At 62.0% G+C, this 24,148-nt stretch carries 20 protein-coding genes and 1 tRNA gene; 8 read left to right on the plus strand and 13 right to left on the minus strand.

The annotated features are described in order from the left end of the window. Window positions 1–28: 28 nt before the first annotated feature. Complete coding sequence (locus ACF8FB_RS16710; RefSeq protein WP_392511573.1) at window positions 29–2,440, plus strand: DUF3772 domain-containing protein; 2,412 nt, start codon at window positions 29–31, stop codon at window positions 2,438–2,440. Window positions 2,441–2,571: 131 nt separating this feature from the next. Here ACF8FB_RS16710 and ACF8FB_RS16715 read toward each other — a convergent pair whose 3' ends face one another. From ACF8FB_RS16715 to ACF8FB_RS16725, 3 genes are all read right to left on the minus strand, one after another. After that, the gene (locus ACF8FB_RS16715; protein WP_014755310.1) at window positions 2,572–4,002 is read right to left on the minus strand and encodes an aldehyde dehydrogenase family protein; all 1,431 of its coding nucleotides are present in this window, start codon (window positions 4,000–4,002) and stop codon (window positions 2,572–2,574) included. 13 nt (window positions 4,003–4,015) lie between these two features. After that, entirely contained in the window at window positions 4,016–5,515 is a 1,500-nt protein-coding gene (locus tag ACF8FB_RS16720; protein WP_010951957.1) for a cytosine permease, read from the minus strand. Window positions 5,516–5,607: 92 nt separating this feature from the next. Beyond that, complete coding sequence (locus ACF8FB_RS16725) at window positions 5,608–5,997, minus strand: nuclear transport factor 2 family protein (protein ID WP_004575697.1); 390 nt, start codon at window positions 5,995–5,997, stop codon at window positions 5,608–5,610. A gap of 210 nt (window positions 5,998–6,207) precedes the next feature. Between ACF8FB_RS16725 and ycaC the strand changes: the two genes are divergently transcribed. From ycaC to ACF8FB_RS16760, 7 genes are all read left to right on the plus strand, one after another. Then, window positions 6,208–6,828 (plus strand): isochorismate family cysteine hydrolase YcaC, encoded by a 621-nt coding sequence (gene ycaC, locus ACF8FB_RS16730; protein WP_010951959.1) that lies wholly within the window; start codon window positions 6,208–6,210, stop codon window positions 6,826–6,828. A gap of 106 nt (window positions 6,829–6,934) precedes the next feature. Next, window positions 6,935–7,750 carry a polyphosphate kinase 2 gene (gene ppk2 / locus ACF8FB_RS16735; RefSeq protein ID WP_392510293.1) on the plus strand — a complete coding sequence of 272 codons (816 nt, stop codon included), beginning with the start codon at window positions 6,935–6,937 and terminating at the stop codon, window positions 7,748–7,750. A 36-nt stretch (window positions 7,751–7,786) separates the two neighbouring features. Then, window positions 7,787–8,983 carry a monovalent cation:proton antiporter-2 (CPA2) family protein gene (locus tag ACF8FB_RS16740; RefSeq protein ID WP_392510294.1) on the plus strand — a complete coding sequence of 399 codons (1,197 nt, stop codon included), beginning with the start codon at window positions 7,787–7,789 and terminating at the stop codon, window positions 8,981–8,983. Between the two features lie 40 nt (window positions 8,984–9,023). Then, the gene (locus ACF8FB_RS16745; protein ID WP_003247421.1) at window positions 9,024–10,121 is read left to right on the plus strand and encodes an AI-2E family transporter; all 1,098 of its coding nucleotides are present in this window, start codon (window positions 9,024–9,026) and stop codon (window positions 10,119–10,121) included. A gap of 3 nt (window positions 10,122–10,124) precedes the next feature. Next, window positions 10,125–11,639 carry an efflux transporter outer membrane subunit gene (locus ACF8FB_RS16750; RefSeq protein WP_392511574.1) on the plus strand — a complete coding sequence of 505 codons (1,515 nt, stop codon included), beginning with the start codon at window positions 10,125–10,127 and terminating at the stop codon, window positions 11,637–11,639. Further along, the gene (locus tag ACF8FB_RS16755) at window positions 11,636–12,733 is read left to right on the plus strand and encodes an HlyD family secretion protein (protein WP_392511575.1); all 1,098 of its coding nucleotides are present in this window, start codon (window positions 11,636–11,638) and stop codon (window positions 12,731–12,733) included. Before ACF8FB_RS16750 ends, ACF8FB_RS16755 begins: the two co-directional genes overlap by 4 nt. Further along, window positions 12,723–13,745, plus strand: a complete 1,023-nt coding sequence (locus ACF8FB_RS16760; RefSeq protein ID WP_392511576.1) for a DUF2955 domain-containing protein — start codon at window positions 12,723–12,725, stop codon at window positions 13,743–13,745. The genes ACF8FB_RS16755 and ACF8FB_RS16760 overlap by 11 nt, the downstream gene beginning before the upstream one ends. Before the next feature lie 18 nt (window positions 13,746–13,763). Here ACF8FB_RS16760 and ACF8FB_RS16765 read toward each other — a convergent pair whose 3' ends face one another. The 10 genes from ACF8FB_RS16765 to ACF8FB_RS16810 all read right to left on the minus strand — a co-directional run bounded on the left by ACF8FB_RS16765 (window position 13,764) and on the right by ACF8FB_RS16810 (window position 23,392). Then, window positions 13,764–15,476, minus strand: coding sequence for a SulP family inorganic anion transporter (locus ACF8FB_RS16765; protein ID WP_392511577.1), 1,713 nt, complete (start codon window positions 15,474–15,476; stop codon window positions 13,764–13,766). 176 nt (window positions 15,477–15,652) lie between these two features. Continuing rightward, a complete protein-coding gene (ychF, locus tag ACF8FB_RS16770) occupies window positions 15,653–16,753 on the minus strand; it encodes a redox-regulated ATPase YchF (RefSeq protein ID WP_003247414.1) in 1,101 nt (366 codons plus the stop codon). Window positions 16,754–16,777: 24 nt separating this feature from the next. Then, window positions 16,778–17,362, minus strand: coding sequence for an aminoacyl-tRNA hydrolase (pth, locus tag ACF8FB_RS16775; protein ID WP_003247413.1), 585 nt, complete (start codon window positions 17,360–17,362; stop codon window positions 16,778–16,780). Window positions 17,363–17,441: 79 nt separating this feature from the next. After that, window positions 17,442–18,035: a 50S ribosomal protein L25/general stress protein Ctc gene (locus ACF8FB_RS16780; protein WP_049586382.1), complete on the minus strand. Its 594-nt coding sequence runs from the start codon at window positions 18,033–18,035 to the stop codon at window positions 17,442–17,444. Window positions 18,036–18,153: 118 nt separating this feature from the next. Then, a complete protein-coding gene (locus tag ACF8FB_RS16785; protein WP_003247410.1) occupies window positions 18,154–19,095 on the minus strand; it encodes a ribose-phosphate pyrophosphokinase in 942 nt (313 codons plus the stop codon). A gap of 48 nt (window positions 19,096–19,143) precedes the next feature. Beyond that, window positions 19,144–19,218: transfer RNA gene (locus tag ACF8FB_RS16790), tRNA-Gln, on the minus strand. A 20-nt stretch (window positions 19,219–19,238) separates the two neighbouring features. Continuing rightward, on the minus strand, window positions 19,239–20,099 hold the full coding sequence (gene ispE / locus ACF8FB_RS16795) for a 4-(cytidine 5'-diphospho)-2-C-methyl-D-erythritol kinase (RefSeq protein ID WP_010951968.1): 861 nt from the start codon (window positions 20,097–20,099) through the stop codon (window positions 19,239–19,241). A gap of 4 nt (window positions 20,100–20,103) precedes the next feature. After that, window positions 20,104–20,721, minus strand: coding sequence for a lipoprotein insertase outer membrane protein LolB (gene lolB, locus ACF8FB_RS16800; protein WP_010951969.1), 618 nt, complete (start codon window positions 20,719–20,721; stop codon window positions 20,104–20,106). Between the two features lie 4 nt (window positions 20,722–20,725). Next, window positions 20,726–22,447: a tetratricopeptide repeat protein gene (locus tag ACF8FB_RS16805; RefSeq protein WP_392510298.1), complete on the minus strand. Its 1,722-nt coding sequence runs from the start codon at window positions 22,445–22,447 to the stop codon at window positions 20,726–20,728. A gap of 585 nt (window positions 22,448–23,032) precedes the next feature. Continuing rightward, window positions 23,033–23,392: a hypothetical protein gene (locus ACF8FB_RS16810; protein ID WP_392510299.1), complete on the minus strand. Its 360-nt coding sequence runs from the start codon at window positions 23,390–23,392 to the stop codon at window positions 23,033–23,035. Window positions 23,393–24,148: the final 756 nt, after the last annotated feature.

A 24,148-nucleotide genomic window follows, 5' to 3' on the forward strand; every position in this document is an offset into this window, starting at 1 on the left:
CAAATCGAATTGCAAAGAGGAATATTCGATGAGGCGTGTCAGCCTTGCCCGTTATTGCCCAGGTCTGATTGCCCTGCTGGCCCTGATGCTGTTGCTTGTCAGCCCGGCCTGGTCGGCCCCGGCCACGCCATTGTCCAACCTGGCGGCTGCCGAGGCGCCCGCACTGGACGAAAACGCCAGCCTCGAACAACTGAGCGACCGCTTGGACCTCATCCGCCAAGGCGTCACCAGCGAGGCTAACGACGACGTGCTGTCGCAACTGCGCCTGGGCGCGATGCAGGTTCAGCGTCAAGCTGATGCACTGAGTACACAGCGCACTGCCGATGTGGGAAAACTCGACGATCAGCTGAAGGTCATCGGCCCGGCCCAGCCGGGCGAGGCCGCTACCCTGACGCAGCAGCGCAAAGCGCTGGAGGCCGAGAAAAAGGCGCTGGTAGCCCAGCAGGATCAGGCCACCAAGCTGACCCAGTCGGCCCGTGACCTGTCCACGCAAATCGTCAACCTGCGCCGCAGCCAGTTCAACTCGCAAATCACCAGCCGCGCAGCCTCGCCGCTGAGCCCGGCGTTCTGGCAGAGCATCATCCGCCCCACCCAGGACGACGTAGCGCGCCTGCGTGACCTGCGCGGGGAGGCGGCCGACGCCATCAGCAGCGCCTTCAGCGCCGAAAACCGCTGGCTGTTCGTTGCCAGCCTGGTGGCGGCGATTCTGGTGTGGACGTTGGTACGGCGCGTGCTTGAACGCTTGCTGGCCAGTGCCATGATCCGTTGGTTGCCGGAGGGCCGCCTGCGCCGCAGCGCCTTGGCTCTGGGCGTTAGCCTGGCAACCCTGGGCACCATCGCCGGCTCGGTGTCTTTGCTGCGCTGGGGGCTGGAAAGCAATGCGCGATTGGGTTCGGATATCACCAGCCTGACCAATCACATTCTTACCCTGGTGGTGTTCAGTGCCTTCATCACAGGCCTGGGCCGCGCCATGCTGATGCTGCAGCGTCCGTCCTGGCGGTTGCCGGCGATCCACGACGAAGTCGCCAGTGCGCTGGGCTGGTTCCCGAAGGTGCTGGCATTGGCACTGATGGTCATGATGACCATGGAGCGCATGAACAGCGTGATCGGTGCCAGCCTGGCGCTGACGGTGGCCGTCAACGGGCTGACCGCGCTGGTGGTGGCGCTCACCTTTGCAGGCGCGCTGCTGTGTTACCGCCGCACCCTGCGCAAGCATGACCTGGAGCGCCCGACGGGCCTGGCCGGGCTGATCCCGTTCGTGATGGTCATCTGGCTGACGTTGATCCTGCTGGCACTGCTCACCGGCTACCTGACACTCGCCTATTTCCTCACCGCCAAGCTGTTGTGGGTCAGCCTGGTGATCACCTGTGCCTACTTGCTGACCACCTTCTTCGGCGACCTGTGCGAAACCCTGCTGTCGCCCCGACAGCCCGGTGGCCTGGCACTGGCGTCGACCCTGGGCCTGGCGCCTCGCCATCAGGCGCAGGCCAGCACCATACTGGCCGGCATCGGCCGCACTGTCGTGCTGTTCCTGGCACTGCTGCTGGTGTTGATGCCGTCGGGCACCAGCCCTAGCGAATTGCTGCTGAGTCTGGGCGACTGGGATGGGACCGGCGGCAAGGTGCTCGGCAACCTGAACATCGTGCCGCAGGACATCCTGCTGGCCTTGGCGATCTTCCTCGGTGGCCTGTTCGCCATCCGTGTGGTCAAGCGCTGGCTGAGCGACCGCCTGCTGCCGGAAACCGAGATGGATGCCGGCATGCGGGCCTCGCTGGTGACCCTGGTGGGTTACCTGGGTTTCCTGTTCCTGGCCATGCTGGTGATGTCGACCTTGCGTATCAACCTCACCAGCCTGACCTGGGTGGTCAGTGCCCTGTCGGTCGGTATCGGTTTCGGTTTGCAGCAGATCGTGCAGAACTTCATTTCTGGCCTGATTCTGCTGACCGAGCGACCGGTGAAGGTCGGCGACTGGGTCAGCCTGGCGGGTGTCGAGGGTGATATCCGCCGCATCAACGTGCGCGCCACGGAGATCCAGATGTCTGACCGTTCCACGGTGATCGTGCCCAACTCGCAGTTCATCTCGCAGAACGTGCGCAACGTGACCATGGGCAACGCGCTGGGCGTGGTCAGCATTACCTTGACACTGCCGCTGGAGACTGATGCCAACCGCGTCCGGGAGCTGCTGCTGGCGGCATACCATGAGCATGAGGCGATTCTGGATGCGCCAGCTGCCTCGGTGTCGTTCAAGGACCTGACGTCCAGCGGTATGGTGATTGGTGTGAGTGGCTATGTGGCCGGGCCGCGGCAGGTATCGGGAGCCCGCAGCGACCTGCTGTTCACCATTCTTGGCCGGTTGCGTGATGAAGGCATTCCACTGTCTTCGCCGCAGAGCATGGTGCTGGTGCAGGAGGGGGCGCGGCCGGCTGACGAGTCGATGTAGGCATCGGGGGGCAGTCCAGCTGGTAGGAGCGGGGGTGGACACACACCGGAGTTTGGACACAGGCCGCCGTAGGACCGGGTTTACCCGCGAACACCGGCAGAGCCGGTGCCATTACGCGGCCCCTTGCGATATCAGCCCAGGCAGCGGGTTACGTGCTTGACCGACTGATAGGCCGACAACCCCCAAGGCCCCAGCTCACGGCCGATCCCGCTGCCCTTGGTGCCCCCCCAGGACGTTTCGACGAACACCGCCTGCACCGAGTTGATCCACACATGGCCAACCTCCAGCGCATCGGCCACGCGCTCGGCGCGTTCCAGGTCGGCGGAGCATACTGTAGCCACCAGCCCGAAGCGGCTGTCATTGGCTTCGGCAATGGCCTGTTCCTCGGTGGCAAAGCGCCGTGCGCAGAGCACCGGGCCAAAGATTTCCTCGGTCCACAGGCGGCTGTCTTTCGGCACATCGGTATACAGCGTCGGGCTGACGAACCAGCCTTCACGGTCCAGTGCATGGCCGCCAGCCAGGCACTGCAAACCTTCTTCCCGCGCCGTGGCAAAGTAGCTGGCCACCTTCAGCCATTGCGCCTGGCTGGTCAGCGGGCCCATGTCGACCTCTTCGGTCAAAGGATTACCCACCCGCAGGTTTTCCAGTGCCGCCTGCAAGCGCGGCAGCAGTGCATCGGCAATGCCGTCCTGCACCAGCAGCCGCGATGTGGCCGAACACATCTGGCCGGCGTTCCAGCTGATGCCGGCAACAATCCATTCCACCGCCTGGTCGACATCGCAATCATCGAACACCACGATGGCCGACTTGCCGCCCAGTTCCAGCGTCACCGGCCGGCACTGCGCCGACGCGCTGCGCATCACCTGGCTGCCGACGCTGTTGCTACCGGTGAAGGACAACTTGTCCAGGCCATTGTGGTTGCTCAGTGCGGCGCCGGTCTCGGCCTTGCCGTTGACGATGTTCAGCACCCCGGCGGGCAGGCCAAGGGCGTCGGCGATTTGGCCGTAGGCCTGCTCGATCAGCGGGGTGACCTCTGAAGGCTTGAGCACCACGGTGCAACCGGCGGCCAGGGCCGGGGCAAGTTTCCAGGCGCTGGTCACCAACGGGAAGTTCCACGGCACGATCAGGCCGACCACGCCCACCGGTTCAAGGCGGGTGCGGGCGGTGAAACCCGGCGCAGCCAGGGGCACAGTGCGGTTTTTCGATGGCAGCTGCTCGGCCAGCTCGGCGTAATAGCCAAAGGTGGCGATGGCGTCATCCAGGTCGATTTCCGCTTCGTGACGCGGTTTGCCGTTATTGCGCATCTGCACGGTGACAAGCGCTTCGCGGCGCTGCCCGAGCTGTTCGGCAAAACCACGCAGGAAGGCGGCACGTTCACTGGCGCAGGTGCTTTTCCAGGCGGGCAGGGCGCTGCGGGCAGCGGCGACGGCCTGGTCGACCTGGCTCACGCTGGCGGCCATCAGCTCGGCGAACGGTTGCCCCAGCGCAGGGTCGTTGACGCTGATGCAGTCGCTGCCTTGGCCTTCGACCCAATGGCCGGCGATATAGTGGGAAGTGGTCATGATCGGTTTCCAGTCAGGCCATTTCGGCGGTGGTCACAGGCGTATGCGCGGTGCTTTTGCAACGCACCCATCGCGGCCCCAGGGGGCCATAAACGCCAGCAGGTTCAGGGAACAGGTTGAGCAACAGCAGGTACAGCACGCCAGCCAGCCCCAGCGTGACCGGCAGGCTCAGGTCGATGCCGCCCGCCAGGTCACCCAGTGGGCCGACGAACTGCCCCGGCAGGTTGACGAAGCACAGGCCAACCGCCGCGCTGGGGATCCACGCCCCCATGCCGCGCCAGTTCCAGCCGTGCAGGAACCAGTAGTGGCCACCACGCTGGCCGCGGGTGAATACCTGCAGGTCGTCGGCGTGGTAGAAGCCGCGGCGGGTAATCAGGCCAAGGATCATGATCACCATCCACGGGCTGGTGCAGGTAATGATCAGCACGGCAAAGGTCGATACGCTCTGCACGAGGTTGAAGGTGAAGCGGCCAATGAAGATGAAGCCAATCGCCAGCACGCCGATCAGCAGCGTAGCGCCAGCACGGCTGAGCAGGCGCGGGAACACGCTGGACATGTCCAGGCCGGTGCCATACAGCGCGGTGGTGCCGGTGGACATGCCGCCGATCACCGCAATCAGGCACACCGGCAGGAAGAACCAGCTAGGGGCAACTGCCAGCAGGCCGCCGACATAGTTGTTGGCGGCAATGTAGTCCGGCGCCTGGGTGGCGACCAAGGTGGCCGTACACAGGCCGAACAGGAAAGGAATCAGCGTCGCTCCCTGTGCCGCGATCACAGCCAGCATGATGCGTGCCTTGGGGGTTTCGCGTGGAATGTAGCGCGACCAGTCACCCAGGAAGGCGCCAAACGACACCGGGTTGCTCATGGCCAGGATCGCCGCGCCGACGAACGCAGCCCAGAAGCCTGCCTGGCCAAGGTTGACGCTGCCTGCGTAGCCGGCATCGAAGGGCCCGGCAAAGGCGACGATGCCCAGCAGGAACAGCAGGCTCGAGGCCCAAACGGCAATCTTGTTGACCCACAGCATGAAGCGGAAGCCAAAGATGCATACCACCAGGACCAGCACCGCGAACAAACCATAGGCCAGGCCGAGGGTCAGGTCGGTCTCTGGCAGGCCGGCCAGGCGCTTGGCACCACCGACCAACGCATCGCCCGAGCTCCACACCGAGAGCGAGAAAAACGCCACCGCCGTAAGCAGCGACAGGAACGAGCCGACGATGCGCCCGTGTACGCCAAAGTGCGCGCCCGATGAAACAGCGTTGTTGGTGCCGTTAAGCGCGCCAAACAGCCCCATCGGTGCAAGGATCAGCGCGCCGATGCCAACGCCAAGCAGAATCGCCCACACACCCGCCTGGAATGACAACCCGAAAAGCACCGGGAAGCTGCCCAGTACGGCGGTAGCGAAGGTATTGGCACCGCCGAAGATCAGGCGGAACAGGTCTAGCGGGGAGGCGTCGCGTTGATCGGCGGGGATCTGTTCGACGCCGTTGGTCTCGATACCGGTCGAGTGGCTCATGGTGGTGCTCCAGCGCGGTTGTTGTAGCCAGCGCAGTGCGCGGGCCTTCTTGTGGGTGCGATGGCAGGGCGGCAGCGCCGCGTAAAGGGTGATCAGGCCGGTGTTACGACCGACAGGTGCTCGTGGCAGGCCAGCCACTGGTCACCATGGCGGCGGAAGACAATGGTCTCGCGCTCGCTCAACGGGTGCTCTTCACCGCCGATGCGGATACGCGTGGCCACATCGTGCATGAAAACAGCCACGTCGCCTTGCAGGCTTACATGGGCGTTGCCCGATTCGCAGGCAAGCACGGTGAAGCCCTCGGCCTGCCACTGGGCCCACAGCTCTTCATAGGCGCGACGCGACAGCAGCGGATACGGCAAGGTGTGAAACAGAAAGGTGGCGTCTTCGCTGAAGCAGGCGAAATAGCGGGCGGTGTCGTTGCTGGCGAACGCCGCGACGAGGTCGGCGGCGGCTTGCCGCACTTGGAGTGTCTGGTCCACGGGAGTGGCCTCACGGTTTTTTGTGATTGTGGTGAAGCGATTCTGGTGGCGGTTGGCGAGGGGAAAAATCGCTGGCGGCAAATAATCAGTTCAGAAATTTGTGAACTGATGGGGCACAGGGCAGTACAGGCAAGCCGACTGACGGTCTCTCCCACCCTCCATCCTTGCCTACGCTGATACTCCCAACCCGCTGAAGCAAGGAGATCCACTGTGGCCTTCCAATACAAGCGTCTGGACAAGAACAACGCAGCCGTACTGCTGGTCGACCATCAGACCGGTTTGCTCTCGCTGGTAAGGGACATCGACCCCGACCGCTTCAAGAACAACGTGTTGGCCCTGTCCGACCTGGCCAAATACTTCAAGTTGCCGACCATCCTCACCACCAGTTTCGAGACGGGGCCCAACGGCCCGCTGGTGCCGGAACTGAAAGAGCAGTTCCCTGATGCCCCCTACATTGCACGCCCGGGCAACATCAACGCCTGGGACAACGAAGATTTCGTCAAAGCGGTAAAAGCCACCGGCAAGAAGCAGCTGCTGATTGCTGGTGTGGTTACTGAAGTATGCGTGGCCTTCCCGGCCCTGTCGGCATTGGAGGAGGGCTTCGAGGTATTCGTCGTCACCGACGCCTCTGGCACGTTCAACGAACTGACCCGTGACTCGGCCTGGCGACGCATGGAGGCTGCCGGGGCGCAACTGATGACCTGGTTCGGCGTGGCCTGCGAACTGCACCGTGACTGGCGCAACGACATCGAAGGGCTGGGTACTCTGTTCTCCAACCATATCCCGGACTACCGCAACCTGATGACCAGTTACAACAAGCTGGCCAAATAGTGCCTCCCGGGGGCTGCACGACAGCCCCCACATCAATCTGCAAGCGAAGCGGCAAACTGGCATTAATCGACCATACTCACTCTTCATTCGCCTTCAGGAGCGTGTCATGTCGAAGCCGTCCAGGAAGCCCTCCAAAAAACAGCCAGAAAAGCTGGGCGGTAAGGCGTACGAAAAAGCGCTCAAGAACCTGCATGTAGAGTTGGTGAAGCTACAGGAGTGGGTGGTCGCCAAGGGCCTGAAGGTATGCATTGTCTTCGAAGGCCGCGATGGCGCCGGCAAGGGTGGCACCATCAAGGCCATTACCGAGCGTGTCAGCCCGCGGGTGTTTCGTGTAGTGGCGCTGCCCGCACCGACCGAGCGGGAAAAGACCCAGATGTACGTGCAGCGTTACCTGGGCCATCTGCCTGCGGCGGGTGAAGTGGTGATCTTCGATCGCAGTTGGTACAACCGTGCGGGCGTTGAGCGGGTAATGGGCTTTTGCTCTGACGAGCAAGTGGACAAGTTTCTGACCGGAGTACCCGGGTTCGAAAGGGTCATGGTCGATTCAGGGATCATCCTCATCAAGTACTGGCTTGAAGTCAGCGCCGATGAGCAGACCCGGCGCCTGCAGGATCGCATCAACGACGGCCGCAAGCTGTGGAAGTTGTCACCGATGGACCTCAAGTCGTATAGCCGCTGGGATGAATACACCCAAGCGCGTGACGAAATGTTCCAGGCGTCGGATACCGCTTGGGCGCCGTGGTTCATGGCCAATTCCAACGACAAACGTCGCGCCCGGCTGAATATCATCAGCCATCTGCTCAGCCGTATTCCCTACAAGGATATAACCCGCGACCAGCACGTGAAGCTGCCCAAACGCGGCAAGATCGGCAAGTACAAGGCAGTCGCCTACCCGTTCAAGTTCGTCGAAGAACGCTTCTGAACCCCTCCCAGCAGGGAGCTGCGAAGGTACGAGCTCATGCCACATGACGGCAGCCTGTTGCAGGCGACGGTGGTATTCCTTTTGGCGGTGGTACTTCTGGTACCGCTGGCGCAGCGTCTGAAAATGGGCGCAGTACCGGGATACCTGTTGGCGGGTATCCTGATTGGTCCGTCGGTGTTTGGCCTGCTCGGCAACCCGGACAACGTGGCGCGGCTGTCGGAAATGGGCGTGGTCATGCTGTTGTTCGTGATTGGCCTGGAGCTGTCCCCAAAGCGTCTGTGGACCATGCGCCGGGCGCTATTTGGCGTCGGCAGCTTGCAAGTGGGGCTGACCGCTGTGCTGCTTGGGCTACTGGCATTCTGGCTGTTCGACCAATCGAAACCTGCCGCCATCGTGCTGGGCCTGGGCCTGGCGCTGTCGTCCACTGCCTTTGGCTTGCAGGTACTGGCCGAGCGCAAGGACCTGGGCAAACCTCATGGCCGCATGGCCGTGGCCATCCTGCTGTTCCAGGACATTGCCGCCATTCCCTTGATTGCCGTGGTGCCGCTGCTCGGTGGCGATGTCAGCACTGCTGACGAAGGTGCCTGGCCCTTGCTGGCTGTGGTTGTCGGCATTGGTGTGCTGATTGTTTTTGGCCGTTATCTGCTGACCCCGATATTCAAGTGGACGGTGGGTTCGGGCCTGCCTGAACTGTCGACCGCCACGGCCTTGCTGGTCGTGCTGGGCACCGCTTGGTTGATGGAGCATGTGGGTGTGTCGATGGCGCTGGGGGCCTTCCTGGCCGGTGTGCTGATGGCCGAGTCGCCGTTTCGCCACGAACTGGAAACCCAGATCGAGCCGATCAAAGGCCTGCTGCTTGGATTGTTCTTCGTTGGCGTAGGTATGAGTGCCGACCTGCGTCTGCTGTTCGGCATGCCGCTGATGGTGCTGGGCCTGACCGTGCTGCTGGTGGCCATCAAGCTGCCCTTGCTGTATGGCCTGGGGCATACGGCCGGAGGGCTCAACCAGGCCCAGGCGTTATGCCTGGGCGTGGTGCTGGCTTCGGGCGGCGAGTTTGCCTTCGTGGTGTTCAAGCTGGCGCTGGAGCACCAGGTACTCACCCAACAGGTACACGACCTGCTGGTGCTGGCCATCACCTTGTCGATGGCGGTGGTGCCCTTGGTCATGATGGCCCTGGCGCGGCAGCTGCGCGATGACAGCCCTGTACAGGCATCCCCTGAAACGGGCCAGTGAATTACGCCTTGCTGGCGCATTGGGTATCGGGAGGTGAATTATGCAGTCGAGTTTCAAGCTGGACAGCGCCCTTTCGCGGGGCTTGCTCGATGTGCTCATCAAGGCCGGTCTGGTAGCCGCCTTGGTGATCTTCGCTTTCCAGGTGTTTCAGCCGTTCCTGGAGTTGATGATGTGGGCGGTGATCCTGGCGGTTACGTTGTACCCGTTGCATTGCCGTATCCAGCGCCGCACCGGGCTCAAGCAAGGCTATGTGGCGACGCTGGTGGTGCTACTGGTTCTGGTGCTGCTGCTGGTACCTATCTACCTGGTGATGATGTCCATTGGCGAATCGGTAGACAGCCTGGTGACGCTACTCAAGAGCGGCGCCTGGAGCGTGCCGGTCCCGCCTGATTCCGTGGCGACCTGGCCACTGATCGGGCCGAAGGTGCATGCGCTGTGGTTGGCGGCCTCCGAAAACATGGCCAGTGTGCTGAATCAGTGGATGCCCCAGATCAAGGGGGCCGGGCTAACGGTGCTGGGCGCTGCGGCCAGCGCCGGTGGGGCTTTCCTTCTGTTCATCGGCGCAATCATCATTTCCGGGGTCATCATGGCCTTCGGTGAACGCGGTGAAATCGCTGCCCAGCGCATCGCCATGCGGGTTTCAGGCGCAGAGCGCGGTAAACCCCTGGCCACGCTGTGTACGGCTACCATTCGCGCGGTGGCACAAGGAGTGATTGGCATTGCCTTCATCCAGATGCTGCTGATCGGTGTTGGTTTTATCGTCAAAGGGGTTCCCGGTGCCGGGATGCTGGCCATCGTCATCCTCATGCTGGGCATTGCCCAGGCCCCGGCGACGCTGGTGACCTTGCCGGTGATCATTTATGTGTTCAATGCTGAAGGCTTCACGGTGGCGACCATCATTTTTGCCGTCTACACCTTTGTCGCCGGCCTTGCCGACAACGTGCTCAAGCCGCTGCTGCTGGGACGCGGGGTCGATGTACCGATGCCGGTGGTACTGATCGGCGCATTGGGCGGGATGGTGGTCAAAGGCATCATCGGCTTGTTCATCGGCCCGGTAATCCTTGGCGTGGCCTACGTGTTGTTCTGGCAATGGGTTGCGCTGCAGGTGCCGGAGCAACCGGCACCCCCTGCCGCCTGAGCCATGCCCAACCGCTGCTGTGGCCTGGGGCTGCTGATCGTGCTGGCCGGTTGCACCCAAGTCGGCCCGGATTATGAAAAGCCCCAAACGCCGTGGTTGGGCGGCTGGAGCACGCCAATGCTGGAGCAGGCCGAGCGCAGCGCGGCGGCGCCCGACCTGCGCGAGTGGTGGGCGGTGTTTGCCGACCCGACGCTGAATACGCTGATAGCCGAGGCCGACGCCAACAACACCAACCTGCGCGTGGCTGGCCTGCGTATCGCTGAAGCCCGTGCCCAGTTGGCCATCGTGCAGACCGGGCGTTATCCGCAGCTGCAGCAACTGAGTGCGCAAAGCCTGTACCTGAAGCAGGATCAGTCTGGTACGCCTTCGGCCCGTGATTCGGTGTTCTGGCAATCCAGCGTGGGCTTCGACATCGGCTGGGAAATTGACTTCTGGGGCCGCTTCAGTCGCGCCATCGAAAGCGCCGATGCAGTCTATTTCGCCTCCCAGGCCAACTACGCCGATGCCATGCTGCTGCTGCGTGCGCAGGTGGCCGACACCTACTTTGCCCTGCGCACTGCCGAGGCGCGGCTGGCTATTGCACAAGAGAACGCCAAGCGCCAGGCGCGTAGCCTGGAGATCACCGAGCGGTTGTTCCGCCACGGTGAAAATGACGAACTCGACTGGCAGCAGGCGCGTACTCAATACCTGGCGACCCTGGCCACCATTCCCGAGTTCGAGAACCAGCTCAATGCCCTGCGCAATGTGCTGTGTTCGCTGCTCGGCCGCCCGCCTGGGCCGCTGCCGCAGCTGGCGGCCGGGCATGGCCAATTGCCCTTGCCAGACCGGGCAGTGTTGCAGGATGTACCGGCCAGCCTGCTGCAGCGCCGCCCGGACATCCGTGCCGCCGAGCAGGCAGTGGCGGCGCAGTCGGCGCTGGTCGGGGTGGCCGAAGCCGATCTTTATCCACAGCTGAGCTTGCTTGGCAGTATCGGCTGGACCTTTTTATCGGCCAATCATCTGCCCGACACCTTCGACCTGGCGGCTGGCCCAAGCCTGATCTGGAACCCGTTCGACTATGGCCGGCGCAAGAACACGGTACGCGTGGAAGATGCCCGCTTGCAGCAACTGATCGAGTTGTACCAGCAGGGCGTGCGCGAAGCCGCCCGTGAGGCCGACGATGCTGCCAGCGGGCTGGTGCGCTCGCTGCAGAGTGCAACCATTCGCGACCAGGCCTCTCAGGCTGCACAGCGCTCGCTGAATCTGGCCAGCTCGCAGTATCGCGAAGGCTTCGCCGATTTTCAGCGGGTGCTCGATGCTCAGCAACTGCTGTTGCAGCAACAGGACGGCTACCTGGTCAGCCGTGGCAACGCGGTCAGCAGCCTGGTGACGTTGTACAAGGCCCTGGGTGGTGGTTGGGACGCCAGCCGCGCGCCGATCGACCCGGCGACCCGCCAGCAAATGCAGCAACGCACCGACTGGGGCGAATTGCTCGACGAGCCAGCCCCCTCCGCGCATGCACAAGGTGAAACCGAATGAGCGACGCCACGCCCCCGACGCCCCCGTCAGCCCCGGATCGCGGCATGCGCTGGGTGCTGCTGCTGATTGCCGTCAGCCTGCTCTGGTACTTGCTGGCAGACCGCTATACGCCGTACACCCAGCAAGCTCGCCTCCAGGCTTACGTGGTCCCGGTGGCCGCCGAAGTGGCCGGGCAGATCAAGCGTGTGGCCGTAGGCAACAACCAGGAGGTGCGCCAGGGCGATGTGCTGTTCGAACTCGATCAGGAGCAGTACCGCATTGCCTTGGCCCGTGCCGAAGCCGACCTCGATACCGTGCGCCGGCAGATCGGCGCCAGTACCGCCGGCATCGATTCGGCGCAGGCAGCGCTGGTGGCCGCCCAGGCCAACGAACGTAAGGCGCGGCAGGACGCCGAGCGCCTCAAACGGCTGATTGACGAGGACCCCGGTACGGTGTCGGTGCGCCGCCTGGAAGGCGCCCAGGCCACCCGCGACCAGGCCATCAGCCAAGTGGCGGCAGCCCGCGCAGAGGTAGAGCGCGCCCGTGAGCAGCAGGGCGGGGCACAGGAAGACAACGCCCAACTGCGCAGTGCTGCGGCCAATGTGGAAAAGGCCCGCCTGGACCTTGCCCGTACCGTGGTGCGTGCCGACGCGAACGGGCTGATCACCGACCTGCGCACAGACGTTGGCCACTATGTCGGGGCGGGCAGCCCGATGATGACCCTGATCAGTATCCATGACGTGTGGATAAGTGCCGACATGACCGAGAACAACCTCGGTCGTTTGCGCCCTGAAACCCCGGTGCTGGTGGTGCTGGATGCGCTGCCGGGCACTGTGTTGAAAGGGCGTATCCGCAGCATTGGCTATGGCGTGAGCGTGGGCCAGAGCACGCCGCCTGGTACGCTGCCGACCGTGCAGAATAGCCGCGAGTGGCTGCGTTCGGCGCAGCGCTTTCCGGTGATTGTCGAACTGGAGCGCGATCAGCTTCAGGACAAGACCGTGCTGCGGGTCGGTGGGCAGGCCGAGGTCATGGCCCTGCCTAGCGAAGGCAACCCACTGAACCTGCTGGGCCGGTTGTTCATGTGGCTGATGAGCTGGCTGTCGTATGCCTATTGAATTGCGCCGCCTGCGCGCACTGCGCCTGGCCTGGGGCGTGGCGCTGTGCCTGGCGGTGAGCTTTGGTATCGGCTTGCCGGTGCCGATCCTGGCGCCGGTGTTTGCGGTGCTGTTGCTGGCCATGCGCAGTCAGCCATTGCCCCTGCGTGCAGCACCGGCCCTGGCGCTACTGGTGCTGCTCGCTTGCGGCAGCGGGTTGCTGCTGATTCCGCTGTTGCGCCATGCTCCGTTGGCTGGGGTGTTACTGGTCGGGGTGGGTGTTTTCCTGACCCTGCGCTATGCGCTGAAGGGCGGCAACGGCCTGCTGGCCAACCTGCTGGTGATCGGCCTGACCATGATCGCCGCTGCCGGCACCAGTGACTTCACCCTGGCATTGTCGGTGGTCGAAGCGCTGGCCAAAGGCATGCTGCTGGCAGTGCTGGGCACGTCGGTGGCGCATACGTTGTTCCCCGAACCCGCCAATGCGCCAGCACCGCCGGTGCCGCCGCTGCTGGGCAGCGAGCATGTCAGCTGGGTGGCGCTGCGTGCCACGTTGATCGTGATGCCGGCCTTTCTGCTGGCATTGATCGCCCCTGACCAGTACATGCCGTTGATCATGAAGGCCGTGAGTGTGGGGCAACAAGCAGGCGAAACCCGCGCGCGGCATGCCAGCCGGGAGCTGATCGGTTCAACCTTGCTTGCCGGGGTGTTGGCGATAGCGCTGTGGGTAGCGCTGAGCCTGTTCGTTCACCTGTGGATGTTCTTCTTGTGGGTACTGCTGTTCGCCCTTTGGCAGGCTCGGCGCCTGTACCAGGCGGTGCCGAGCCGGCAGAGCCCGGCGTACTGGGTCAGTTGCCTGACGACCATGTTGATCTTGCTGGGGCAGTCGGTGCAGGACAGTGCAGGTGGGCAGGATGTGTACAAGGCATTTGCGGTGCGTATGGCGCTGTTTCTGGCGGTGTCGGTGTATGCCAGCGCCATGTTGATCTGGATTGACCGGCTTCGGAGTCGGCGCGGGCTTCTTCGCGGTTAAGCCCGCTCTCCAGGCAATTCAGGGCTGCCAATCAACCCCACTCTCTTCCAGATAGGCATCCACCGCGGCGCCCACCGTCGGATGAAAAGCCTTCTCCCCCATATGTTCGAACAACTCGAACTGGCGCATCTTGTCCTTCACCGGGTCCTTCATTTCGGCGAACTGCAACTCCACCCCCCGCGCCTCCAATGCCCGGTCCAGCTCGGCCAGCATGTCCGCCGAAGTGATATCGATACTGGTCACAGGCTCAGCGGCAATTACCACCCGCTGCACAGGCGTTGGCGACGCGTCCACCGCCGCCATCACTGTGTTCTGGAACTGCTCGGCGTTGGCAAAGAACAACGGCGCGTCCCAGCGCAGCAGCACCAGCCCTGGAATACGCCGGGCCTGTGGATAACGCTGTATGTCATGGTAGCCGCGCAGCCCATCGGCCCGGCCGAGCACTGCGTAATGCGGCCGCCAGCCGTCCCACAGGAACTCGATCACCGACACCGCCACTGCAATGCAGATGCCGGGAATGGCGCCGAACACCGCCACGCCGACAAAGCAGGTGAACGACAGCCAGAACTCCCACTGCTGCATGCGGAAGATACGCTTGAGGTCGGCAAATTCGAACAGCCCCAGTGCAGCGGCAATCACCACCGCAGCCAAAGCGCTGTTAGGCAGGTGCTGCATCAGATTGGGCGCTACCAGCAGCAACAGGGTTACCGCCAGGGCGCCGATGATGCCGGTGAGCTGGGTCTGCGAGCCGGCAGCTTCGGCCACTGGGGTGCGTGACGAACTGCTGCTGATCGGGATGCCCTGAAACAGCCCCGAGGCCACGTTGGCCACGCCCAGACCGAACATTTCCTGGTTGGGGTTTACCCGCATCTTGAGGCGCGCGGCATAGGAGCGTGACAGCACACTGGTGTCGGCGAACGACACCAGCGCCACTGCAATCCCGCCCAGTAGCACCTCGACCAGGTCAATGTCGCTGACCCAGGGGAAGACGAAGCCGGGCAGGCCCTGAGGCAATTGCCCGAGTACCTTGACGCCCATCTGATCGAGGTTGAACACGCTCACTGCCAGCGTCGCCAATATCACGGCGATCAGGATGCCCGGCAGGCGCTTGAACGGTTTGAGCAGCAGAATCAGCGCCAGGCTACCGGCACCCACGACAAAGCTTGGCCAGTGCCCTTGGCCGGCGTATAGCGCCTGGCCCAAGTACCAAAGGTCGCGCAAGGGGCCTTCGCTGTCGACTTTGATGCCGAACAGCTTGGGCAACTGGCTGATCAATACGGTCAGGGCGATGCCGTTCATGTACCCATAGCGGATGGGCTTGGACAGCAACTCGGTGATGAAGCCCAGGCGCAGCAGCCCGGCAATCACACAGAACGCCCCGGCGACCAGCGCCATCATGCTGGCGATGGCGATCGCCCGCTGCGGGTCGCTGGCGGCGTATTGCACCACCACAGCCAGGATAGGCGCGGCCAGCGCCGAGTCCGGGCCCAGCACCAGGATACGGCTGGGACCGAACAGGGCATAGGCCAGCAGGGGGATGATGGTAGCGTACAGGCCATAGATACCGGGGACGCCGGAAGCCTCGGCGTAGGCGATGCCCACAGGCACGAGCATGGTGGTGAGCACCAGGCCGGCGGCGATGTCCTTGGGGAGCCAGGCTGCCTTGTAGTGGAGCAGGGTGACCAGGCCGGGTAACCAGCGTTGCCAGTCGAAACGAGTGGGTTGGGGCATGGTGTCGGCTCTGGGCGAGAAGGGCGCTGAACCTCAGCTTAGATCCTGAAGGCGGGGGCCGCTTTGCGGCCTGGCACGACGCAAGGCCGCCCCTGCCAAGGGCGCGCATGTCTGGGCAAAACAAAACCCCTTGAAGCGCAAGCCTCAAGGGGTTTGTGTGTGCTGCAGGTTACCGCTTAGACGTTAAAGCGGAAGTGCATCACGTCGCCGTCTTTGACGATGTAGTCTTTGCCTTCCAGACGCCACTTACCGGCTTCCTTGGCACCGGCTTCACCCTTGAACTGGATGAAGTCGTCATAGGCCACCACTTCAGCGCGGATGAAGCCTTTTTCGAAGTCGGTGTGGATAACGCCGGCTGCCTGCGGGGCAGTGGCACCGACGCGAACGGTCCAGGCGCGTACTTCCTGCACGCCGGCAGTGAAGTAGGTCTGCAGGTTCAGCAACTCGTAACCGGCGCGGATCACGCGGTTCAGGCCAGGCTCTTCCAGGCCCAGGGCCTCGAGGAACATGTCCTTCTCTTCACCGTCTTCCAGCTCGGCGATTTCCGCTTCGATCTTGTTGCACACCGGCACCACTACCGCGCCTTCTTCCTCGGCAATGGCCTTGACCACGTCCAGGTGCGGGTTGTTGTCGAAGCCGTCTTCGGCCACGTTGGCGATGTACATCACCGGTTTGCTGGTCAGCAAGTGGAAGCCACGGATGACGGCCTTTTCGTCGTCAGCCATGTGCTTCATCAGGCTGCGCGCAGGCTTGCCTTCGGTAAAGTGTGGAATCAGCTTTTCCAGAATGGCCTTTTGCGCCAAGGCGTCCTTGTCGCCGCCCTTGGCGTTGCGGGCTACCTTCTGCAGTTGCTTTTCGCAGCTGTCGAGGTCGGCGAAGATCAGTTCGAGGTCGATGATCTCGATGTCACGCTTGGGGTCGACGCTGTTGGAAACGTGGATCACGTTCTCGTCTTCGAAGCAGCGCACCACGTGGGCAATGGCGTCGGTCTCGCGGATGTTGGCGAGGAACTTGTTGCCCAGGCCTTCGCCTTTCGAGGCACCGGCAACCAGGCCGGCGATGTCGACGAATTCCATGGTGGTCGGCAGGATGCGGTTTGGCTTGACGATTTCAGCCAGCGCAGCCAGGCGAGCGTCGGGCATGGGCACGATGCCGCTGTTCGGCTCGATGGTGCAGAAAGGGAAATTCTCCGCCGCGATGCCAGACTTGGTCAGGGCGTTGAACAGGGTGGACTTGCCGACGTTGGGCAGGCCGACGATGCCGCAATTGAAACCCATGGGTATTCCCCTCTCTAAAGGAAATCAGGCCTTCTGGCTGTGCAGCTCGCGCATCGCCTTGGCGAAATCGCCGGCAAGCACGTCCGGCAGCACGCCGAGGGCAAAATCGATGCTGGCGTCGAGCTTCTCCTGCTCGGCGCGCGGCGCGCGGCCCAGGACGAAGTTGGATACCAGTTTGGCGTCACCCGGGTGGCCGATGCCAAGCCGCAGGCGGTGGAAGTCGTTCTGGTTGCCGAGCTGCGCGATGATGTCGCGCAGGCCGTTGTGCCCACCATGGCCGCCGCCGCGCTTGAGCTTGGCAACGCCCGGGGGCAGATCGAGTTCGTCGTGTGCCACCAGTATCGCTTCCGGCTTGATGCGGAAGAAATTGGCCAAGGCCGCTACGGACTGGCCGCTGCGGTTCATGTAGGTGGTGGGGATCAACAAACGAACGTCGTTGCCCTGATGGCTGAATTTAGCCGTCAGGCCGAAATACTTTTTGTCAGCGGTCAGCGAAACACGCTGGGCGCTGGCAAGGCGTTCAACGAAAAGAGCCCCTGCGTTATGCCGGGTCTGTTCGTATTCGGGGCCGGGGTTACCCAGGCCAACGATCAACTGGATGGCGGTCACGTCAGGGGCTCTTCCTTGGAGTTGGTGGGTTACAGTGCGCGCGGCACTGTAACCCGATCAACGCCGGCGTGCGAGTGGATTACTCGGCAGCGCCTTCTGCTTCTGGAGCAACGCGTGGAGCGTGAACGTTGGCAACAGCTTTGTCATCACCGTGGGCCAGAGCGACGAACTCTACGCCTTTCGGAGCTTTCAGGTCCGACAGGTGGATGATGGTGCCGATTTCAGCGTTGGCCAGGTCGACTTCGATGAACTCAGGCAGGTCCTTGGCTTCGCAGGAAACTTCGATCTCGGACTCAACGTGGGAGATCTCGCCGCCTTTCTTGACCGGGGCTTCTTCGTTGATGAAGTGAACCGGAACCTTGGCGGTCAGCTTCTGGCCAGCAACGACGCGAACGAAGTCGGCGTGCATGATGAAGCCTTTGGCCGGGTGGCGCTGCAGGGCCTTGACCACGACGTTTTGCTTGGCACCGTCGACGTTCAGTTCCAGAACGTGGCTGAAGGCAGCCTCGTTTTCGAACAGTTTGGTGATTTCCTTGGCCAGGATGGTCAGGGACTGGGCGTCCTGGTTACCACCGTAGACAACGGCTGGGATGTTCGCGGAGTGACGCAGGCGGCGGCTCGCACCTTTCCCCAGGTCAGTACGCGCTTGGGCGTTCAGAGTGAATTCAGTCATTTTGTTTCTCCAAAGTAGCCCCCCGAGGGCGTTTGCGACCAGCGCCAACGGGGATGGCAAAAAAGCCCCGCCCCAACACAGGTTGGGGCGGGGCGCTTCACATCAACACGTGTCCCGCTTAGCGGAACATCGCGCTGATCGATTCTTCGTTGCTGATGCGGCGTACCGCTTCAGCGACAACCGGTGCGATATCCAGCTGGCGGATACGGTCACAGGCTTGAGCAGCGGCAGACAGCGGAACGGTGTTGGTCACCACCAGCTCGTCCAGTACCGACTTCTCGATGTTCTCGATTGCGCGGCCCGACAGGACAGGGTGCGTGCAATAGGCGTAAACCTTGGCAGCGCCGTGCTCTTTCAGGGCCTTGGCCGCGTGGCACAGGGTGCCGGCGGTGTCGACCATGTCGTCTACCAGGATGCAGGTGCGCCCTTCGACGTCGCCGATGATGTGCATAACCTCGGAGTGGTTAGCCTTTTCGCGGCGTTTGTCGATGATACCCAGATCGACGCCCAGGGACTTGGCGACAGCGCGTGCGCGCACGACACCACCGATGTCCGGGGAGACGATCATCAGGTTCTCGAAACGCTGGTCTTCGATGTCGTCAACCAGTACGGGCGAGCCGTAGATGTTGTCGACGGGGATATCGAAGAAGCCTTGAATCTGGTCAGCGTGCAGGTCGACGGTGAGTACACGGTCGATACCTACGACAGTGAGCATGTCAGCAACGACTTTGGCGCTGATGGCTACACGTGCCGAACGCGGACGGCGGTCCTGGCGGGCATATCCGAAGTAGGGAATCACGGCGGTGATTCGGGATGCTGAGGAGCGGCGGAAGGCGTCGGCCATCACTACCAGTTCCATCAGGTTATCGTTGGTCGGGGCGCAGGTCGGCTGAATAATGAAAACGTCTTTACCGCGAACATTTTCATTGATCTCAGTACTGATCTCGCCGTCGGAGAATTTACCGACAGAGACGTCACCGAGAGGGATATGCAGCTGACGTACGACACGCCGAGCCAGATCGGGGTTAGCGTTCCCCGTAAAGACCATCATCTTGGACACGCGCAGTACCTGAAGGCTGAGGGTATACCTGGATGAGTATAAGGAAAATGGCAGGGGCGGCTGGATTCGAACCAACGCATGGCAGGATCAAAACCTGCTGCCTTACCGCTTGGCGACGCCCCTGTATCTGTTGCTGCGAACGCTCATGCGCTCGACTTCTTGACCAGACTTTGCAGCTTACGATGCAACATCGAAACATTGCTTCCTTTGGCCACAAACCCTGTTTGGGTCGCTGAAAGAAGGGCCAGAACTTTATCAGCTTCGGCTTTGCTTGGGAAGGCCCCAAACACACAACTTCCAGTGCCGGTTAGTCGAGCCTCAGTGAATTTTCCCAGTGAATTCAACGCATTGCGAACTTCTGGGTAATTCTGCTCTACCACCGGTTGGCAGTCATTTCGACTGTTTCCCTCGGGAACGGGGCGCATCTTAAGGGGGAGAGAATCACGTGTCAACTGTGGATGTGAAAAAATTTCTACTGTGCTGACAGACACTTGCGGCACCAGCACGACATACCAGGGTTCGATCGGGTCGACCGGGGTCAGTTGTTCGCCTACGCCTTGCGCGAATGCTGCGTGGCCGCGTACGAACACCGGCACATCGGCGCCCAGGCTCAGGCCCAGTGCGGCCAGGCGGTCTTCGTCCCAGTCCAGTTGCCACAGGTGGGCCAGGGCCAGCAGGGTGGTCGCGGCGTCTGAGCTGCCACCGCCGATACCTCCGCCCATGGGCAGTACCTTGGTCAGCCAGATGTCGGCGCCAAGCGTGGTGCCCGATTGTGCTTGCAGCATGCGCGCGGCCCGTACGATCAGGTTGCTGTCGTGGGGGACGGCCTCGATCTCGGTGTGCAAGCGGATCACGCCATCGTCACGCAGGGCAAAACTCAGTTCGTCGCCATGGTCTAGAAACTGAAACACCGTTTCCAGTTCGTGGTAGCCGTCTGCGCGGCGGCCGATGATGTGCAGCCACAGGTTGAGCTTGGCCGGGGCGGGCAGGGTGAGCTTTTGCATGCGATCAATGCCCCAGCTGGCGCGGCTGCCAGTCCTTGACCACCAGGGTCACGTCCAGGTCCTTGCCGTGCAGCTTCAGGCGCTCGGGCAACCAGTAGCCGTTCTGTTCGGTGTAGCTCAGGTACTGCACCTGCCAGCCATCCTGGTCGAGGCTGGCCAGGCGGCTGTCGCCATCGAGGGTCAGCTTGCTCTTGCTGTCGGGGGCGGGCAGGCCGCGCACCCACCAGACCAGATGCGAAACCGGCAGCTGCCAGCCCAGTTGTTCTTCCAGCAGGGCTTCCGGGCTGGTGGCTTCGTAGCGGCCCTGGTTGGCCACTTCCAGCACCACGCCACCCGGGCGGCCGGTAAGGCGCGCGGCGCCACGGCCCAGCGGGCCGGCCAGGCGAATGTCGTAATAATCCTGGCGTTGCAGCCAGAACAGCGTACCGCTGCCGGAATCGCGCGGGGCGCGGATGCCGACCTTGCCGTTGATCTGCCAGCCATCGAGGCTGCTCAGCTGCGCTTTGTGGGCGCGCCACTGTTGCGGGTCGCCGTGGCCCTGCAGGGCCTCACGGCTACCGAAGCCGGCGCAGCCGGCCAGCAGGGCGATCAAGGTAAAGGTGATGCAATGGCGCAGGAACATGGCGTTAAAGAGTCTCGGATCCGGTCAGGCGCAAGAGGGTCTTGCGCAGGATAGGGCTGTCGGCCTGGGCTTCGAAGCCCTTGGCCCATACCTGGCGGGCTTCGCGGCGCTTGCCGTTGGCCCACAGCACTTCGCCCAGGTGGGCGGCCACTTCGTGGTCGGGGAAGTTGGCAAAGGCCTGGCGCAGGTAGGTTTCAGCTGCGTCGAGGTTGCCCAGGCGATAGTTGACCCAACCCAGGCTGTCGAGCACTGCCGGGTCATCGGGGGTCAGCTGGTGGGCTTTGTCGATCAGCGCCTTGGCTTCGGTATAGCGGGTGGTGCGGTCGGCCAGTGTGTAGCCAAGGGCGTTCAGGGCCATGGCGTTTTCTGGCTCGCGGGCGATGATGGCGCGCAGGTCTTTTTCCATCTGCGTCAAATCGTTGCGCTTCTCGGCCAGCATGGCGCGGGTGTAAAGCAGGTTGAGGTCGTCCGGGTAGCGCTGGATGGCTTGTTGCAGCACCTGGTTGGCCTGGGCGTCCTTGTTGTTGTTGCTGTAGCTTTCCGATTCGATCAGGAATAGCTGGATGGCGTAGTCTGGCTGGGCTTCGCGCGCGTCGGCGAGCAGGCGCGAGGCCTCGGTGCCGCGGCCGTTGGCGATCAGGATGTCGGCCTGGCGCAGTTGTGCCGGCAGGTAGTCTGGGCCCGGGCCGACCAGGGCGTATTCACGCAGAGCGCCAGCAGGGTCGTGGCGCTCCTCGTGGATGCGGCCCAGGTTCAGGTGCGCGGCGTCAACGTAGCTGTCGCGCTCGACCAGCTCCTGCAAGTAGCCTTCGGCTTCATCCCAGTCTTTGTTCTCCAGGCACACCAGCGCCAGCGAGTAGCGCAATTCGTCATCATCGGGGTATTGCTGGACCAGGCTGATGAACTCGCCTTTGGCATCGGCGATACGGTCCTGTTCGACCAGGGTGCGAGCGTAAGTCAGGCGCAGGCGTTTGTCGTCCGGGTTGTCGCGAATCGCCCCGCGCAGCAGTGGCAGGGCCTCCGGACCTCGGTCCAGGGCCTGCAGCAGACGGGCGCGCAGCAGGATCGGGGCGACTTCGCCGTTTTGTGCCGGGTGCGACTCGAGCAGTTCCAGGGCTTCTTCGGTCTTGCCGTCCTGGTTCAGCAGCAGGGCCTTGCCGAATATCAGCTGGCCGTTGTCGGGGTATTTCACCAGCAGGCGTTCGAAACTGTGTAGCAGGCCGTCGCGGGTGCTCTGGTCGGTTTCGGCTGCGGACAGGGCGAGGAAGTCGAAGTGGGTGTCGCCCTGGCCCTGCAGTACCTTTTCCATGTAGGTCATGGACTCGTCATAGCGACCGGCGCGGGCCAGCTGGATGGCGGCGGCGCGCTGGGCGTCGAGGTTCTGCGGGTCGTTGCGCGCCCAGACCAGTGCATTCTCCAGTGACGGCTCGTCGGCGCCGAGGTACTCGGCAATGCGGTAGGCGCGCTCGGAAACTGCGGGGTCCTGGGTTTTTGCCGCCTGATCGGTGTAGTTGGCCAGGGCGATGTCGAAACGGTTGCGCTGGCCGGCCAGCTCTGCCACCAACAGGCTATAGAGTGTGTCCTGCTTGAACGAGCCATACACCACGGGCTTTTCCGCCTCGCCCTTGCCAGCTTCGGCGACGGGAGGCTCGGCCTTTTGCGGGGCCAGGCTTTGGCAGCCCTGGAGCAGGGCGAAGGCAAGCAGCAATGCGTATGGTTTGTTCATAGAAAGGCTTATAGGAGGACTCACCGGCGGTCGGAGCATGATGACACAAGCGCGGAGGCAAACCCACCTGCGAAGGTCGTGGTTTACAGGCTGGGTGGTGCTGAGTAGGACAGCGGGGTAGGGGAGAGGTTCGCTGGGGCTTGTGCTTGAGGTTTAGCGCTGCTTTCAAAGGGTTTGGTAATGATCGGCAACATATAGGAATGCCCTAAAGAGTAACAGTGCGAGAAAAAGCGCTAGGCACACAATGACAAGTCTTCTGATTGTTTTCTTCGTGTGGCTTGGTAATTGGTTTGCTTCTTTGGTATCTATTAAGCCTTTGCGAGCATAGGCTTTCGGGAAGGTTGGCATTAAAGATATTGTTCCGAATCAAAAAAACTTTCCCGGTAAAGCCAAGTCCGGCATATGTTTTTCTGCTCTCACTGATTAACTTGCAATTGGGTAGCATTGACTCAATGTGTTCAGTCAGGCGATGGGGTAAATATAGGGTTATCGACATGGATATGAAGATCGCGGTGATAAGAATGGCGAACACCACTCCTAGAGACTGTCAGGTTTCGAATCGGGGCAAGTCGTATCGGCATGAAGTCATAGATAATGCGACAACGTCAGTGCAATGAACAAGGTGATGTGAATAACCCAGAGGGTTAACAAAATGCGCTTTTCGCGGAGGGGGAAATTTTTTATTTCCTCAATTTCAGCGTAACCCCTGTAAATGAAGATTTTGGGTATGGCCAACAGTGTTGCAATCTGGCCGGTTCTTATTGTTTTGCCCAAGAGTCCGGCGTGCTGGTAATTTTTGATGTTGTCAGATACGAGGCGGGAGGTGGGCAGGAAAGATTCAAAATGCTCGGTGTATTTGTATGAAATAATAATTTGCGCGCTAGCGGCAATTAGCATTGCTGTAATCAGGAACGGCGCGATCAGTCCTGGCTCTATGTTAGTCATTTTGAGAGCTCGTGACACAAAAAGTTACCTAATACCTCGCCTTTTTCTCCTGCGAAATCACCGGCTAACTTCGCCCCGGCAGCGCCACCGATGACCGCGCAGGTGAGTGCCCCTAGTCCGGCAGTCCCTATTCCTAGTGCCGCACATACTGCGGGTGCAACAATACTCCCTCCTAGGTAACCGCCTACAGCGCTACCAGCCAGACCTCCAGCTAATGATGCAGAGTTTACATATGAAGCTCGCTGGCATTCGCTTTCTCTGCCCAGAATACAAGGCTGGTGAATCTCTAGCCCCGTCGCTGCTACGTCAAGCGCTATGCCAATATAGGTTCCCTTTTTGATCAGGTTGGCAGCCTTGCCCACCCCGGCAACCTTATCCGCATATCGCTGATTTGCAAATACGCGTCAAAAGCCATGTTTACCGCTCCTTGGCAAGGATGTGGGTACGGAATGTTGATGTGACGACGGGACTTGCCCCGTCAGTGATTGGCAAGGCTAGGCGCGGAAAGGGGGGAGGGCAACAGCTGGGCATATATTTGGGAAATGGACTACAAGCTTGTGGATAAGTCCTCTGGAAATATTTAGGAGTTTTCTCGCTTTGGTCGGCTTAGTTGCCTGGGCGATATTCAAACTGGCCGGCCAATTTCGCGACCAGCAGGCTATCGAGCGTGCCTTTCTTGAATGAACCATGCATTACGGTTTTTCCAACTTGCTCTTGCTCTTGCTCTTGCTCTTGCTCTTGCTTCTAAGTGCGCGA

Source organism: Pseudomonas sp. yb_2 (genome assembly GCF_043103905.1).
In the GTDB taxonomy this organism is placed as follows: Bacteria; Pseudomonadota; Gammaproteobacteria; order Pseudomonadales; family Pseudomonadaceae; genus Aquipseudomonas; species Aquipseudomonas alloputida.

Excerpts from the sequence above, each read along its gene's own strand:
- lolB (WP_010951969.1), bottom strand. The coding sequence starts at position 20,721 with ATGTTCCTGCGCCATTGCATCACCTTTACCTTGATCGCCCTGCTGGCC.
- ACF8FB_RS16710 (WP_392511573.1), top strand. The coding sequence starts at position 29 with ATGAGGCGTGTCAGCCTTGCCCGTTATTGCCCAGGTCTGATTGCCCTG.
- ACF8FB_RS16755 (WP_392511575.1), top strand. The coding sequence starts at position 11,636 with ATGAGCGACGCCACGCCCCCGACGCCCCCGTCAGCCCCGGATCGCGGC.
- ychF (WP_003247414.1), bottom strand. The coding sequence starts at position 16,753 with ATGGGTTTCAATTGCGGCATCGTCGGCCTGCCCAACGTCGGCAAGTCC.
- ACF8FB_RS16805 (WP_392510298.1), bottom strand. The coding sequence starts at position 22,447 with ATGAACAAACCATACGCATTGCTGCTTGCCTTCGCCCTGCTCCAGGGC.
- ispE (WP_010951968.1), bottom strand. The coding sequence starts at position 20,099 with ATGCAAAAGCTCACCCTGCCCGCCCCGGCCAAGCTCAACCTGTGGCTG.
- ACF8FB_RS16780 (WP_049586382.1), bottom strand. The coding sequence starts at position 18,035 with ATGACTGAATTCACTCTGAACGCCCAAGCGCGTACTGACCTGGGGAAA.
- ACF8FB_RS16745 (WP_003247421.1), top strand. The coding sequence starts at position 9,024 with ATGCAGTCGAGTTTCAAGCTGGACAGCGCCCTTTCGCGGGGCTTGCTC.
- ACF8FB_RS16720 (WP_010951957.1), bottom strand. The coding sequence starts at position 5,515 with ATGAGCCACTCGACCGGTATCGAGACCAACGGCGTCGAACAGATCCCC.
- ACF8FB_RS16765 (WP_392511577.1), bottom strand. The coding sequence starts at position 15,476 with ATGCCCCAACCCACTCGTTTCGACTGGCAACGCTGGTTACCCGGCCTG.
- ACF8FB_RS16810 (WP_392510299.1), bottom strand. The coding sequence starts at position 23,392 with ATGACTAACATAGAGCCAGGACTGATCGCGCCGTTCCTGATTACAGCA.
- ACF8FB_RS16750 (WP_392511574.1), top strand. The coding sequence starts at position 10,125 with ATGCCCAACCGCTGCTGTGGCCTGGGGCTGCTGATCGTGCTGGCCGGT.
- ACF8FB_RS16715 (WP_014755310.1), bottom strand. The coding sequence starts at position 4,002 with ATGACCACTTCCCACTATATCGCCGGCCATTGGGTCGAAGGCCAAGGC.
- ACF8FB_RS16740 (WP_392510294.1), top strand. The coding sequence starts at position 7,787 with ATGCCACATGACGGCAGCCTGTTGCAGGCGACGGTGGTATTCCTTTTG.
- ACF8FB_RS16760 (WP_392511576.1), top strand. The coding sequence starts at position 12,723 with ATGCCTATTGAATTGCGCCGCCTGCGCGCACTGCGCCTGGCCTGGGGC.
- ppk2 (WP_392510293.1), top strand. The coding sequence starts at position 6,935 with ATGTCGAAGCCGTCCAGGAAGCCCTCCAAAAAACAGCCAGAAAAGCTG.